General features: G+C 67.2%; 13 protein-coding genes. 6 read left to right on the plus strand and 7 right to left on the minus strand.

Annotated features, from left to right (window positions below):
* Positions 1-168: 168 nt before the first annotated feature.
* Positions 169-933 carry a potassium channel family protein gene (locus BLP88_RS17320; protein ID WP_074591277.1) on the minus strand — a complete coding sequence of 255 codons (765 nt, stop codon included), beginning with the start codon at positions 931-933 and terminating at the stop codon, positions 169-171.
* A 97-nt stretch (positions 934-1030) separates the two neighbouring features.
* Here BLP88_RS17320 and BLP88_RS17325 point away from each other — a divergent pair, with 97 nt between their 5' ends.
* The gene (locus BLP88_RS17325) at positions 1031-1576 is read left to right on the plus strand and encodes an acyl-CoA thioesterase (RefSeq protein WP_074591279.1); all 546 of its coding nucleotides are present in this window, start codon (positions 1031-1033) and stop codon (positions 1574-1576) included.
* A gap of 33 nt (positions 1577-1609) precedes the next feature.
* On the opposite strand, the gene BLP88_RS17330 is transcribed toward BLP88_RS17325, so the two are convergent.
* The 3 genes from BLP88_RS17330 to BLP88_RS17340 are packed head-to-tail and all read right to left on the minus strand — an operon-like array spanning position 1610 to position 4049.
* Positions 1610-2410, minus strand: coding sequence for an ABC transporter permease subunit (locus BLP88_RS17330; protein WP_074591281.1), 801 nt, complete (start codon positions 2408-2410; stop codon positions 1610-1612).
* The gene (locus BLP88_RS17335; RefSeq protein WP_074591282.1) at positions 2403-3377 is read right to left on the minus strand and encodes an ABC transporter ATP-binding protein; all 975 of its coding nucleotides are present in this window, start codon (positions 3375-3377) and stop codon (positions 2403-2405) included. The genes BLP88_RS17330 and BLP88_RS17335 overlap by 8 nt, the downstream gene beginning before the upstream one ends.
* Before the next feature lie 15 nt (positions 3378-3392).
* Positions 3393-4049 (minus strand): TetR/AcrR family transcriptional regulator, encoded by a 657-nt coding sequence (locus BLP88_RS17340; protein ID WP_074591284.1) that lies wholly within the window; start codon positions 4047-4049, stop codon positions 3393-3395.
* Positions 4050-4170: 121 nt separating this feature from the next.
* Here BLP88_RS17340 and trxA point away from each other — a divergent pair, with 121 nt between their 5' ends.
* Complete coding sequence (gene trxA / locus BLP88_RS17345) at positions 4171-4542, plus strand: thioredoxin (protein ID WP_074591286.1); 372 nt, start codon at positions 4171-4173, stop codon at positions 4540-4542.
* Positions 4543-4627: 85 nt separating this feature from the next.
* Here the strand turns inward: trxA and BLP88_RS17350 are convergent, their stop codons facing one another.
* A complete protein-coding gene (locus tag BLP88_RS17350) occupies positions 4628-4906 on the minus strand; it encodes a putative quinol monooxygenase (protein ID WP_074591288.1) in 279 nt (92 codons plus the stop codon).
* A gap of 31 nt (positions 4907-4937) precedes the next feature.
* Positions 4938-5915: a DNA-3-methyladenine glycosylase family protein gene (locus BLP88_RS17355; protein ID WP_074591289.1), complete on the minus strand. Its 978-nt coding sequence runs from the start codon at positions 5913-5915 to the stop codon at positions 4938-4940.
* 129 nt (positions 5916-6044) lie between these two features.
* Here BLP88_RS17355 and BLP88_RS17360 point away from each other — a divergent pair, with 129 nt between their 5' ends.
* From BLP88_RS17360 to BLP88_RS17375, 4 genes are all read left to right on the plus strand, one after another.
* On the plus strand, positions 6045-6437 hold the full coding sequence (locus tag BLP88_RS17360; protein WP_074591291.1) for a VOC family protein: 393 nt from the start codon (positions 6045-6047) through the stop codon (positions 6435-6437).
* 65 nt (positions 6438-6502) lie between these two features.
* Positions 6503-7888 (plus strand): cystathionine beta-synthase, encoded by a 1386-nt coding sequence (locus BLP88_RS17365; protein ID WP_074591293.1) that lies wholly within the window; start codon positions 6503-6505, stop codon positions 7886-7888.
* 27 nt (positions 7889-7915) lie between these two features.
* Positions 7916-9079, plus strand: a complete 1164-nt coding sequence (locus BLP88_RS17370) for a cystathionine gamma-synthase (protein WP_074591294.1) — start codon at positions 7916-7918, stop codon at positions 9077-9079.
* Positions 9080-9083: 4 nt separating this feature from the next.
* Positions 9084-10364 (plus strand): glycosyltransferase 87 family protein, encoded by a 1281-nt coding sequence (locus BLP88_RS17375; RefSeq protein ID WP_074591296.1) that lies wholly within the window; start codon positions 9084-9086, stop codon positions 10362-10364.
* A gap of 86 nt (positions 10365-10450) precedes the next feature.
* Here BLP88_RS17375 and BLP88_RS17380 read toward each other — a convergent pair whose 3' ends face one another.
* A complete protein-coding gene (locus tag BLP88_RS17380; RefSeq protein WP_074591297.1) occupies positions 10451-12613 on the minus strand; it encodes a phosphocholine-specific phospholipase C in 2163 nt (720 codons plus the stop codon).
* Between the last annotated feature and the right edge of the window lie 144 nt (positions 12614-12757).

A 12757-nucleotide genomic window follows, 5' to 3' on the forward strand; every position in this document is an offset into this window, starting at 1 on the left:
GAGACCGTCAACGATGTCCCGCCACAGCAGTCAACTATCACCCGTCAACGATGTCCCGCCACAGGTGTAAACGATGTCCTGAAATCACACACCTCATCTGCCACCAAATGAAATCCCCGGAACCATAGGTTCCGGGGATTTTTCTTTGCCCTGAATCCCCTGAAACTCCTAGCCACGCTCCGGGCCTGTAGTCTCCACGATGCCCCCGCCCCGTCCCCGCAACTCAGCGATCTCGCGCCGCAGGGCCGCCACCTCGTCCAGCAACTCTGCCAATTCGCTGCGCACGGGCTCTTCGGAGGCCGTGACGGCCGCTTCAGTGTTCAGTTCGATCCGCTGCACCAGCCACGAGGCGATCGACGCGGTGACGACGCCGATCACGGCGATGCCGCTCATCATCAGTGCTGCGGCAACCAGCCTGCCCAGGGGAGTCACCGGGTAGAGGTCGCCGTAGCCCACCGTGGTAATCGTGGTGATCGCCCACCACGCGGCATCGCCCAGGGTGAGGATCTTCGCGTCGTGTGCATGCTGTTCCACGTCCAGCACGGCCAGGGAGCCCACCAGGACGAGCAGGGCGGCCGAACCTGCCACATATGTGACGACCCTGCCGCGGAGGGTGTCGCCCACGCTGCGGTGCAGCACGGAGAGCACCGTGACCAAGCGGAGCAGCCGCAGCGGCCGGAAGAACGGCAGTGCCACGATCAGCAATTCGTGGAGGTTCCAGATGAACCAGCGCCCGCGGTCGGGGGCGAGGCCGAGGTTGATGAGGTAGTCCGCCACGAAGACCGCCCAGGTGGCCCACATGACCACTTCGAACGGTGCTGCCGCTTCACCTTCCAGGCGGGCGACCACCTGCCACGCGTAAGCCGCCAGGAAGACCAGGGCGGTGGCCATCAGCGGCCACTCGGCCAGGTCCCGGTAGCGTGCTTGCGTCATACGGGCATCCTAGGGCCACGTGGTGCCGGGTTGAACCCCGCCGGTGGCGCCGACGGGGTCGTTGGCGAGCAATGTTACCGGCGAGTAGCATTGGGGAATGCACCTGCTTCTGCGAACCCTCCTTCTGCTGTTCACCTCTGCAAGGCGGAACCGCCTAAAGGTGTGGGACGAGTCCTCCCTTCCGCTGCGGGTCCTGCCCACCGACATCGACATCGCGATGCACGTCAACAACGGCATGTACTTCTCGCTGATGGACCTGGGACGCTTCGACCTGATGGTCCGTGCAGGCATCTGGGAAAGGATGCGGCGCCGCGGCTGGACCCCGGTGGTCTCCGGAGAGACCATCGCCTTCCGGAAGTCCCTCCAGCTATGGCAGCGCTACACCATCGAGTCCCGGATCATCGGCCTCGATTCCAAGGCGATCTACTTCGAGCAGCGCATGGTGGCCGACGGCGAAATCTATGCCCGCGCCCATATCGCCACCCGGCTGGTCGAGAACGGCCGGCCGGTCAGCCAGGAGGACATCCTGGCCGAGTTCGGCGCCCCGCCGGCCTCCCTTGAGCTCCCGGAGTGGATCCATGAGTGGCGGGAAAACAACGCCCTTCCGGGCGCCCGAAGGCCCGCCCCGCACGCCTGGAGCTAAGCTCCCAAGGCAACTCCCGACGTCGGGAACGACTTAACTGCCAACATCCCTGCGCTGCAGCGCCAGCGAGCTGAGCAGCACGAGCCCCGCGGAGATGCCCCAAAGCCAGCCGGCCGAGGCCCAGTCGGCACCGTTGGCCACCGGGGAGTTCCCGTAGGCCCAGTGGTACGGCGAGAGGTCGAGGAGCCAGTCCAGGTCGGGACTCTGCCGCCCCACCGCGTTGAAGACGTACCCCAGGACGCCGACGGCGGCGCCGGCCGCCAGCCCGTACGCCTTCCGCCCGCTCAGGGCACCGACAAACAGGGCCGCGGTGCCGCTCAGCAGGGCCAGGCCGGCGAATTCGACGGCGGCGCCGAACAGGTGCATGGAGTCGATGGACAGGTGCGCCGAATCGTTGAGCGCCAGGATCAGCACGAAGACCAGGACCGCCAGCAACACCACCCGCAGGAACATGGCGAGGGCGCGCTCCCAGACAAGCTGCATGCGGGTGACCCCGTGCGCGAGTGTGAGCTCAAGCTGGCCGGACTCCTCGTCGCCGCCCACCGCGGCCGCACCCCAGGACACCGTGGCGATGGTCATCAGCAGGAAGCCGATCAGCCCAAACACCGTGGCCTGGGTGTAACCGGGACCGGAGGCGATCTGGTCATAGTTCAGGGCCTTGGTCATTTCCGGCGGCAGGGCGTTGATCATCTCCTGCATCTGGGCGCTGCCGCCAATGGACGGATAGATGGGCAGGTAGAGCAGGATCGCTCCGGCGAGTCCGGCCGCCCAGCCCAGGGTGGAGCGCCAGGAATCCACGAAGGCCCGCCTGAAAAGCGGCATGGGACTACGCATGGCTGCTTCCTTCCTCCTGCGGTTCGCGCCTGCGGGACCCATTGCCCCGCCGGCCATTGCCGTTGTTGCCATATAGCCTGAGCACCGATTCCTCCAGGTCCGGTTCCTCCAGGACCAGGTCCGTCAGCTCCAGCCTGGAGAGCGCCTGCACCAGCGGCCCGATGCTGCCTTCCAGCACCGCGGTCAGTTCGACGCCGTCTCCCGCCGTGAGTACCTCGACGCCGCCGACGCCGGGCACCCGGCCCAGCAGCGCGCCGGCGTCGTCCGCTGTTATCCCGCTCGCCGTGAACCGCAGGTGCCGCACCGCACTTTCCCGCAGGGCGTCGACGGTGGCGACAGTGACGATCCGGCCGTCCCGCAGGATGGCGACCTCGTCCGCCGCCTGCTGCACCTCGCTCAGCACGTGGGAGCTGAGAAACACCGTCTGGCCGCGGTCGCGGGCTTCCTGGACCATGGCCAGGAATTCCTGCTGGACCAGGGGGTCGAGGCCGCTGGTGGGTTCGTCCAGGACAAGGAGTTCGGGCTCGTGCATGAAGGCCTGGATGAGGCCGAGTTTCTGCTTGTTGCCCTTGGACAGCTTGCGCGTGTGCCGATCCAGGTCCAGGTTGAGGCGTTCGGCGAGTTCGTCGATCCGGCCCGGACTCACGGGGCCGCTGACCGCTTCGTAGTGGTCCAGGAGCCGCCGGCCGGTGACCCTGGCCTCCAGCGTGAGTTCGCCGGGCAGGTATCCGATGCGCCGGCGCAGGCCCGGGCCGCCGTGGCGGGGGTCCTGGCCCAGCACGCGGAGCGTGCCCGCGCTGGGCCGGATGATGTCCAGCAGGCAGCGCATGGTGGTGGTCTTGCCGGCGCCGTTCGGGCCGATGACGCCGAAGACCGACCCGGCCTGCACTTGGAAGTCGATCCCGTGCAGGACCTCGCGGGACCCGAAACTTTTCCGCAGGCCCTCGACCGTGATTGCCGATTCCATGGTTTCCCCTTTTCTTCAGCCTGAGGTTCCGGCGCTGCCGGCTGGCGCCTGCAGCGCCGTGCGGGCAGCATCGAGGAAGCGTGTGTCCGCATAGAAGCCGTGGGTGTACAGGTCCAGGGCCGGGACGGTGAGCGAACGCAGCATGTCCGCGCCGAGTTCGCTGGTGCCCAGGACCCGGGCGGCGTGCTTGCCGAGCACCAGCATGGCCAGGCTGTTGCTGGCCACCACGACGGCGGTGGCATCGACGTCCTCGAACGCACGGATGGTGCCGGCGGCGATCCCGGCCTCGATGATCGACTTGGTCTGCCGCACGATCGCAGCGAAGAAGGCGTGGCCAGCCTCCGAGTCGTCGCCGAGGGACTGCCGGATGTAGGCGATTTCCGTGGCGTACTGGCCGGGATCGGCCAGGTAGTCCTGGATCTGCCGGCCGGCGGATTCGGGGTGGGCCTTGCGGAGGCCCTGTTCCCCGGTCTCGGCGATGACGTGCCGGTCGCAGGCTTCGCGGAGGCCGTCCTTGCTGCCGAAGTGGTGGATCACCAGGCCCGGGCTCACGCCCGATTCGGCGGCGACCCCACGGATGGTGGTGCGCGCGAAACCGTCCCTGCCGAACAGGACGATGGCCGCGTCCCGGATGCGGGCGCGGGTGCTGAGATCCTCAGCTGCTGAACGCATGTTTAATACACTAAACAGTTGTTCAATGACTGGCAAGAGGCCGCCGTCGGGCTTTTATTCCCGCTTCGCCGGGTAGCGAACAGGGGCGACGGCGGCACCCCGTGTCGCGTACCGTGGGAGCATGGCTACAGTTGACATCACCGGCGAACAGTTCGCAGCAACCATTGAGGGCAACGACATTGTCCTGGTCGATTTCTGGGCCGAATGGTGCGGACCTTGCCGCCAGTTCGCCCCGACGTTCAAGGCCGCCTCGGAGAAACACACGGACGTTTTCTTCGCCAAGGTGGACACCGAGGCCGAGCAGCAGCTTGCCGCCGAGGCGGGAATCTCCTCGATCCCCACGCTCATGGCCTTCCGCGAAAAGGTGCTGGTGTTCTCCCAGCCCGGCGCCCTGAACGGGCCGCAGCTGGAGCAGGTCATCGAAGCCGTCAAGGGCCTGGACATGGAAGAGGTCCACGCGCACGTGGCGAAGATGCGCGCCGAAAACTCCTAGTTAAGGCAATCGACTGCTCCGTGGTTGTCGTTTTGAACCCTCAGAACGACAGTTACGGAGCAGTCGATTGCTTTAAGCAGGGAACTTAGAGGCGCTCGACCTTGACGGGCTCGGCCAGCAGCGCGCTGAGGGATTCGTTGAGGTCCTGCACGGCGATGCCCTTGGAGTGCTTCGCCAGGTCTTCTTCCGAAGCCCACTGTTCGGTGAGCACGAGCTTCTCCTCGGTGGCTTCCGTCAACTCGTAGCGGATGCAGCCGGGCTCGTTGACCACCTCGTCGATCGCGATTTCCAGCGCGAGCTTCACGCGGAAGAATTCGCCGTCGTTGGGGATGAAGGTGGCCTGCAGGTCAATAGGGGAAGTCATGGCCTTCACCTTACCGGTTGGTGTGAAAAGGTCAGTGCCCGCGGTGGTCCTGGATGGTCATCCGCGGGCCGAACGCCGGTTTCCGGAAGCCACTGAGGCCCAGCAACCGGACCACCCTTTGCCGGTGCCCGCGCCACGGCTCCATCAGGGCGAGCATGCCGGCGTCGTCCGTCTTCTTCCCGGTGAGGGCGTAGCCCACATAGGACGCCAGATGGTAGTCGCCCACCGCGATCGAGTCCGGGCAGCCGTGGGTGCGCTGCAGAACCTCTGCCGCTGTCCAGATACCGATGCCCGGAATGGTCTGCAGCTTCGCGCCGGCCTCCACAGAGTCCAGCAACGCCAGCCGTTCCAAGGCTGACGCCGAGCGCAGCGCCCGCATCACCGTGGCCGAGCGCTGCGGTCCCACGCCCGCCTTGTGCCACTCCCAGGACGGGATGCCCAGCCACTGTGCGGCGGTGGGGGCGAGCAGAAGGCCCGACGGCGCGCGGCGGCCCGCGTCCGGAGCCGGGCTTCCGTAGCGGTACATGAGATAGCGGTAGCCGCGGCGGGCCTCGATGGTGGTGACCTTCTGCTCCAGGATGGTGGGCACAAGGGAGTCCACCACCCGACCGGTGGCGGGCAGGCGCAGGCCCGGGTTCCGGCGCCGGGCCTCAATGACAAGGCGGGGGAGTCCCGCATGGAAGGCAGGCTCGTCGAAACCGGACCAGTCGTCGTCCCCTCCCAGCAGCCGCGGCACCCCGGAGATCGCGGACCCCGCGCCCGGCCCCCAGGCCTGGGCATCCACATGACAGTCCGGACCGGAGGCGGCGGTGAGCCGCAAGGTGGCGGGACCGTCCGGCGTCGTGAACGCGATCCACAGCCCGTCCGGGCGGTTGGCGAAGGACGGATCGCCGTTGCCTCGCATGAGGATTCCCAGGCTCTGCAAAAGGTTGAACGGCCCCCCGGGATGCCAGCGCACGGAGGCGTCCGCCGCAGCCGCTGCGGCGGCAGGGGCGCTGGCTATCGTCATGGATCCATCGTCCCACGGGGGACCGACGGTATGTTTCCGGGGACCCTTACGCCCCGCGAACCGCGCGGCTAGACTCCCGGTGTGGCGCGGGTGCCCGCGCCTTTCCCGAAACTTATGCAGGAGAACGCAATGGGTGGAGTAGTACATTTCGAAATTCCCGCCGAAGACTCCGAGCGGGCCAACAACTTCTACCAGGGGGCGTTCGGCTGGACGCTCAACTACATGCCGGAGCTCGATTACACCATCGCCCTCACCACGCCGTCCGACGAGCAAACCGGCCTGCCCAACTCGCCGGGCGTCATCAACGGCGCTCTGTTCACCCGCTCGGCGGAACTGCAGACCCCGGTCCTCACCGTGGACGTCGAGGACATCGACGCCGCCCTGGCGCAGGTCGAGTCCGCGGGCGGCACCGTCCACAAGGGCAAGGACGCCGTTCCGGGAATGGGCTGGTACGCGTACTTCAAGGACACCGAAGGCAACATCCTGGGCCTCTGGCAGACGGATGACTCCGCCGGCAAGTGACGCCGGATGGAAGCCCGGGCAGGTCCACGCCCGCCCTTCCTTGCCGAGGCGGTAACTTGGTACCCATGAAGTACGCCGAGTCCGTTTTGGACCTCATAGGCAATACGCCGCTCATCAAGCTCAAGCACGTTACCGAGGGCATCAAGGCCACCGTCCTGGTGAAACTCGAGTACATCAACCCCGGCGGATCCATCAAGGACCGGATCGCGGTGAAGATGATCGAGGAGGCCGAGCGCACCGGCAAGCTCAAGCCCGGCGGCACGATCGTTGAGCCCACCTCCGGCAACACCGGCGTCGGGCTGGCCCTGGTGGCGCAGCAGAAGGGCTACAAGTGCATCTTCGTGGTCCCGGACAAGGTCGGCGAGGACAAGCGCGCCGTGCTGCAGGCCTACGGCGCCGAAGTGGTGGTGACCCCCACCTCCGTGGCCCCGGACAGCCCGCAGAGCTACTACGGTGTTTCGGACCGGCTGGTCACCGAAATCCCCGGCGCCTACAAGCCTGACCAGTTCTCCAACCCCGCCGCCCCCGGCAGCCACTATGAAAGCACCGGCCCGGAAATCTGGCGGGACACGGACGGCTTGGTCACCCACGTGGTGATCGGCGCCGGCACCGGAGGCACCATCACCGGTACCGGCCGCTTCCTCAAAGAGGTTTCGGCGGACCGCCCGGAGGCCGACGGCGGCCGGGTCAAGGTGATCGGTGCGGACCCCGAGGGCTCGGTGTACTCGGGCGGAACCGGCCGGCCGTACTTCGTCGAGGGCGTGGGCGAGGACATGTGGCCGGAGAACTACGACAAGACCGTCCCCGACGACGTGATCGCGGTCAGCGACGGCGACTCCTTCGAGATGACCCGCCGGCTGGCCCGCGAAGAAGGCCTGCTGGTCGGCGGCTCCTCGGGCATGGCCGTGGTGGCCGCGCTCAAGGTGGCGAAGGACTTGCCCGAGGAGGCCGTCGTCGTCGTGATCCTGCCGGATTCCGGCCGCGGCTACCTGGCCAAGATCTTCAACGACCAGTGGATGCGCTCGTATGGCTTCCTCTCTGGCGGCGAGGAGTCCTCGGTGGGCGAGGTCCTCAAGTCCAAGACCGGCGAGCTGCCGGACCTGGTCCACATCCACCCCAATGAGTCCGTGCGCGATGTCATCAACATCATGACCGAGTTCGGCGTCTCCCACATCCCGGTGCTGTCGGCGGAACCGCCCGTGGTGATGGGCGAAGTGCTGGGTGCCGTGGACGAACGCTCGCTGACGAGCAAGCTGTTCCGCGGCGAGGCGAAACTGACGGACAAGATCTCCGAACACATGGGGGAGCGGCTGCCGGTGATCGGTTCCCTGGAGACTATCTCCGCTGCCCGCGAGCTGCTCTCCGACGTGGACACCGTGATGGTGACCTTCGTCGGCGCCCCGGTGGGCATCCTGACCCGCCACGACCTGCTCGCCTACCTCAGCCACTGAATTTTTCCCGCAACACGAGGAGTACCCATGTCTGCCCATGAAGCAGGTTTCAACACCCGTGCCGTCCACGCCGGCCAGGACTTCGAGCCCCGCACCGGTGCGGTGGTGCCGCCGCTGCACTTCAGTTCCACCTACGCACAGGACGGCATCGGCGGGCTGCGCGACGGCTACGAGTACGGCCGCGGCGGCAACCCCACCCGCGACTCCCTGCAGGAACAGCTCGCCGCGCTCGAAGGCGGCAGCCACGCCTTCAGCTTCAGCTCCGGCCTCGCCGCCGAGGACTCCCTGATCCGGGCGATCGCCCGCCCCGGGGACCACATCGTGCTCGGCAACGACGCCTACGGCGGAAGCTACCGGCTTATCAACCGCGTGCTGGGCGAATGGGGCATCGGGAACACCCCGGTGGACATGTCCGACCTGGACGGCGTGCGTGCCGCGGTTGCGGCGCATAAAACCCGGATCGTGTGGGTGGAGACCCCGTCCAACCCGATGATGCGGATCACCGACATCGAGGCGCTCGCCGCCGTCGCGCACGACGCCGGAGCCCTCCTGGTGGTCGACAACACCTTCGCGTCCCCGTACCTGCAGAACCCGCTCGCCCTGGGTGCCGACGTCGTGGTCCACTCCACCACGAAGTACATCGGCGGGCACTCGGACGTGGTGGGCGGCGCCGTCGTCGTCAACGATGCGGAACTGGCCGAGAAGATCGGCTTCGTGCAGTTCGCCGTGGGCGCGGTGTCCGGACCGATGGACGCGTTCCTGACCACCCGCGGCCTGAAGACCCTCGGCGTGCGGATGGACCGGCACAGCGAGAACGCCCAGGCCGTGGCCGAATGGCTGCTGCAGCGCCCCGAGGTGGAGGCCGTGCTGTATCCCGGCCTGCCGGATCACCCGGGGCACGAGCTCGCTAAGAAGCAGATGAAGAAGTTCGGCGGCATGGTCTCCGTGCAGTTCAAGGGCGGGGAGGCCGCGGCCCGCACCGTTGCGGAAAACACCAAGGTGTTCACCCTGGCCGAGTCCCTGGGCGGCATCGAGTCCCTCATGAACTACCCCTCGGAGATGACCCACGCCTCCGTGAAGGGCACCGAGCTGGCCGTGCCGGTCAACCTGCTTCGCCTTTCGTGCGGCATCGAGGACGCGGAAGACCTGATCGCGGACCTCGAGCAGGCGTTCGCCGCGATCAGCGGCTAGGGGAATGCCTGAATCTGTCTCTGCGCAACAAGGCCGCGGGTGGGTCCTGACTGCCATTGCCGGGGTGATCCTCGCGGCCGCCGTCTGGTTCCTCTACAAGGACTACCGTCCGTTCCTGAACGATTTCGAGGTCTACTACTACGGCGGCAGCCGGGTCCTGGAGAGCAGTGAGAGCCTCTACGCTCCCCGGGACGGACTGCCTTTCACGTACCCGCCGTTTGCCGCCGTGCTGTTTGCCGGGCCGGCAACCATGGGCTTCGGGACCGGCAGCATGGTCTTCATTCTTTCGGCGCTGCTCGGCGCCGCCGTGGTGGCGGCCTGGCTGTCCCGCCACTACTTCGGGATGAAGACCTGGCGTGCGGCGTTCGCCGATTACCGATGCAGGACCACCGCGGCCCTGGGGACAGGGGCCATCCTGCTCCTCGGACCGTGGCGCGACACCTTCGTGTTCGGCCAGATCAACATCATCCTCATGGGCGTCATCCTGGCGGACTTCGCTTTGCACGGGAAGGTGCGCGCCGGGGAGATACGCTGGCCGGCAGGTCTCCTGATCGGGCTCGCCGCCGGAGTGAAACTCACGCCCTTGGTCTTTGGCCTGTACTTCCTGGTGCGGCGTGACTTCAAGGCGCTCGCCTGGATGGCTGCGGGCTTCTTCGGGTCCATCGCCGCTGCGTGGGCTGTCCTGCCGCAGGCGTCCCTGGCCTTCTGGACGAAGATCCTGCCGGATACCGGAAGAATCGGGCAGCCGGAGTTCGTGGACAACCTCTCCCTGAAAGGCTTGTTGCTCCACTTCGGTTTGCCGGATTCCGCCCAGACCACCCTCGACTGGGCGGCGCTCTCGCTTGCGCTGGTCGCCCTCACCGCCTTGGTCATCAAGTGGGCGCTGGACGCTGACGAGAATTTCATCGCTGTCTCGGCCACAGCCGTCCTGATGCTGCTGATCAGCCCGGTTTCGTGGTCCCATCACTGGGTCTGGGTGGCTGTTGCCCTGCCGAGCATGGCCTTCGCGATGCACCGCGTGCCGTCCCGCCAAGGCAGGATGCGCCGGGCCGGCTGGTTCATCGTGGCCTGTTCGACCATTGCCTTCTACCTCACCCCGAAGAACATTGCGGTGCTGGCCGGTGCCGCGGAATGGGGCAAGGGTGTGGAAACGCAGTTCCAGTTGGCGGTGTCCAGCCTCGGAGTGCTGTGCGGCATTGCCCTGCTCGTGTACTGGGCCTTCGCGTACTGCCCGGCCCGGACGGGAATCGGCGCGGCGCCCACCGGGGCAGTCCGTTCGGCCTGACCCTGCTTTGCGAAGCGCAACGGCCGCGGCACCCCGGAAACTCCGGTGGTGCCGCGGCCGTCCTGCGCCAAACAAGGTCAGGAAGGCTAGCCGGAGATGCCGGGTTTGCCGTTTTCCTCGCAGCCGGTCAGCCGGCGCCGGAACGAAGTGTCCTCGGCAGCAGTGACCTCGATGTCGTACCAGCCCTTCAGGGTCGCCCAGGCCAGGGTCTTCGAGCTGCCGGGCTTCAGCTTCACCGTTGCGCCCAGCTGCTTGTACTGCAGCGAGCCCAGCCGGAGCGTCACCGTCTTGGAGCCGTTGTTGCGCAGGTCCAGCACCACGTCGCTGCCTTCGCGCGTGATGACTGAAACGTCGACGCCGGCCGCCGCCCCCGCCGTCGAGCCCTTCAGCTCGTACTGGTAGCGGTTGGGTCCGGTGACGATCAGGTCGAAGCTGCCCGACGGCGCCGCGAGGGTGAGTGCCTCGCTGCCCTTGACGTCGAGGTGCCGCGGTTCGGCGAGCTCGCCCGCGTAGCCGTACACGGCGAAGTGGGCCGAGCGGGTGCCGCCATTGCGCAGGGACAGCACGACGCCGTCGGCGGTCACAGCGGCGGACGTTCCGGGCCGGTACGGCAGCGGACGTGCCGGGCGGGTGCCGTCTTCCTGGATCGGCGCCACCTGCACGGCCGGCGGAACAGGACGCCAGCGGCTGATCTTCGCGGGGACCGGACCCGGGTGGTCCAGCAGCGGCGGGGTGCCGGCGGTGGCGAAGTTGAAGACGCCGGTGAGATCGCCGCAGACTTCGCGGCGCCAGGCAGAAATGTTGGGTTCCTGCACGCCGGTCCATGCTTCCAGGAAGCGGAGCACCGAGGTGTGGTCGAAGACCTCGGAGCTGACGAAGCCGCCGATCGTCCATGGCGAGACGACGGTCATGGGCACGCGCGGCCCCAGGCCGATGGGGCGGGCCGTGGTCCAGTCCGTGGCTTCGCCGGAGGCCGGGCGGGGCTGCACGGGCGGCGGGACGTGGTCGAAGTAGCCGTCGTTCTCGTCGAAGTTGAGGAAGATGGCCGTGCTGTCCCAGGTTTCCTGGTGGCTGGCCACGATGTCCAGGAGCCGGTAGACGAAGTTGGCGCTGCCCACCGGGGTGGACGCGCCGGGGTGCTCGGAGTCGGCGGCGGAGGGGACCAGCCAGCTGACCTTCGGCAGGGTGCCGCCCTCGATGTCCGCGCCGAGGCGCTGCAGGAGCGTGTCCGGGCGGCCGCGGAACATGGCCTTGTCGAAGAGGAGCTTCTCGGCGTCCGTCAGCAGCCCGCGGCCGGCTTCCAGCTGGGCAAGGAGCCGTTCCTGCTCTTCCGGGGTCTTGGCGTGCAGCGAGTCGTAGAACTCTTCCGTGGTGCGCAGGTCCCCGTCCACGGCGTCCAGCATCTTGTGGCCGATCGCCTTGAAGGTGTCGAAGTACTCCACCGCGTTGTCGGTGAAGTTGTCCCAGTCCTGGTAGATCCGCCAGGACACACCGGCCTGCTCCAGGCGCTCCGGATAGGTGGTCCAGTCGTAGCCGGCGTGGTCGTAGCTGTAGGCGGCGTTCGTGACGGCGCGCTTGCCGGTGGCCTTTTCGGTGCCGGTGGTGCCGCTCCAGAGGTAGTTGCGGTTGGGGTTGGTGGAGCCGTTGACCGAGCAGTGGTAGGCATCGCAGATGGTGAAGGTGTCCGCCAGCTCGTACTGCAGCGGGATGTCTGAACGCTCATAGAAGGTCATGGTGGAGGCGCTCTTGGCCGGGATCCACTTGTCGCACCAGCCGTTGTTCCAGGCCGCGGTGGTGCCGTTGAAGGAGTGGTCCAGGTCGCCGAGGTATTGGATGTCCGAGTCCGGGCGGCCGGCGAGCTCCGCGGCTTTGCGGAGCGAGAACGGCAGCACGGTTTCGCCGGTGGCGCGCGGTTGTTCGAACATGGACTTGCCGTTGGGCAGGCGGGTGACGGACTTGTCGCCGTAGCCGCGGACGCCGCGCAGCGAGCCGTAGTAGTGGTCGAAGGAACGGTTTTCCTGCATGAGGATGATGACGTGCTTGATGGACTGCAGGTTTCCCGGCGGGACCGGCTTGGCCATGGCGGCCTGCACGGAGGGCGGCAGCAGCGAGCCGGCGGCGGCCAGCGCCGTCGCGGCGGCCGTGGCGCCCAGGAAACCGCGGCGGGAGAATCCCCTGGCGGCGGCGTCAGCGGCCGAGCCACTGTCGGCGGTTGAACGTTTCATCATCTCGGGGTCATGCGTTGCCATAATCGGATTGCCTTTCGTAGATAAGGTCCAGCCCCACCAAAGTAGACGCTTCGGGTGAAGCCTTGGTGTATTTCGCGTACATCAACCGGCAACCGTCCCGACACCGGAGTGTTGTGCGCCGGCTTGGGCGTGCTGGCTTTCTTG

This window comes from Arthrobacter cupressi (genome assembly GCF_900099975.1).
Lineage (GTDB): Bacteria > Actinomycetota > Actinomycetes > Actinomycetales > Micrococcaceae > Arthrobacter > Arthrobacter cupressi.

Bases quoted from the DNA above. Each gene is read 5' to 3' on its own strand.
- BLP88_RS17320 (WP_074591277.1), bottom strand. From the start codon at position 933: ATGACGCAAGCACGCTACCGGGACCTGGCCGAGTGGCCGCTGATGGCC.
- BLP88_RS17325 (WP_074591279.1), top strand. From the start codon at position 1,031: ATGCACCTGCTTCTGCGAACCCTCCTTCTGCTGTTCACCTCTGCAAGG.
- BLP88_RS17330 (WP_074591281.1), bottom strand. From the start codon at position 2,410: ATGCGTAGTCCCATGCCGCTTTTCAGGCGGGCCTTCGTGGATTCCTGG.
- BLP88_RS17335 (WP_074591282.1), bottom strand. From the start codon at position 3,377: ATGGAATCGGCAATCACGGTCGAGGGCCTGCGGAAAAGTTTCGGGTCC.
- BLP88_RS17340 (WP_074591284.1), bottom strand. From the start codon at position 4,049: ATGCGTTCAGCAGCTGAGGATCTCAGCACCCGCGCCCGCATCCGGGAC.
- trxA (WP_074591286.1), top strand. From the start codon at position 4,171: ATGGCTACAGTTGACATCACCGGCGAACAGTTCGCAGCAACCATTGAG.
- BLP88_RS17350 (WP_074591288.1), bottom strand. From the start codon at position 4,906: ATGACTTCCCCTATTGACCTGCAGGCCACCTTCATCCCCAACGACGGC.
- BLP88_RS17355 (WP_074591289.1), bottom strand. From the start codon at position 5,915: ATGACGATAGCCAGCGCCCCTGCCGCCGCAGCGGCTGCGGCGGACGCC.
- BLP88_RS17360 (WP_074591291.1), top strand. From the start codon at position 6,045: ATGGGTGGAGTAGTACATTTCGAAATTCCCGCCGAAGACTCCGAGCGG.
- BLP88_RS17365 (WP_074591293.1), top strand. From the start codon at position 6,503: ATGAAGTACGCCGAGTCCGTTTTGGACCTCATAGGCAATACGCCGCTC.
- BLP88_RS17370 (WP_074591294.1), top strand. From the start codon at position 7,916: ATGTCTGCCCATGAAGCAGGTTTCAACACCCGTGCCGTCCACGCCGGC.
- BLP88_RS17375 (WP_074591296.1), top strand. From the start codon at position 9,084: ATGCCTGAATCTGTCTCTGCGCAACAAGGCCGCGGGTGGGTCCTGACT.
- BLP88_RS17380 (WP_074591297.1), bottom strand. From the start codon at position 12,613: ATGGCAACGCATGACCCCGAGATGATGAAACGTTCAACCGCCGACAGT.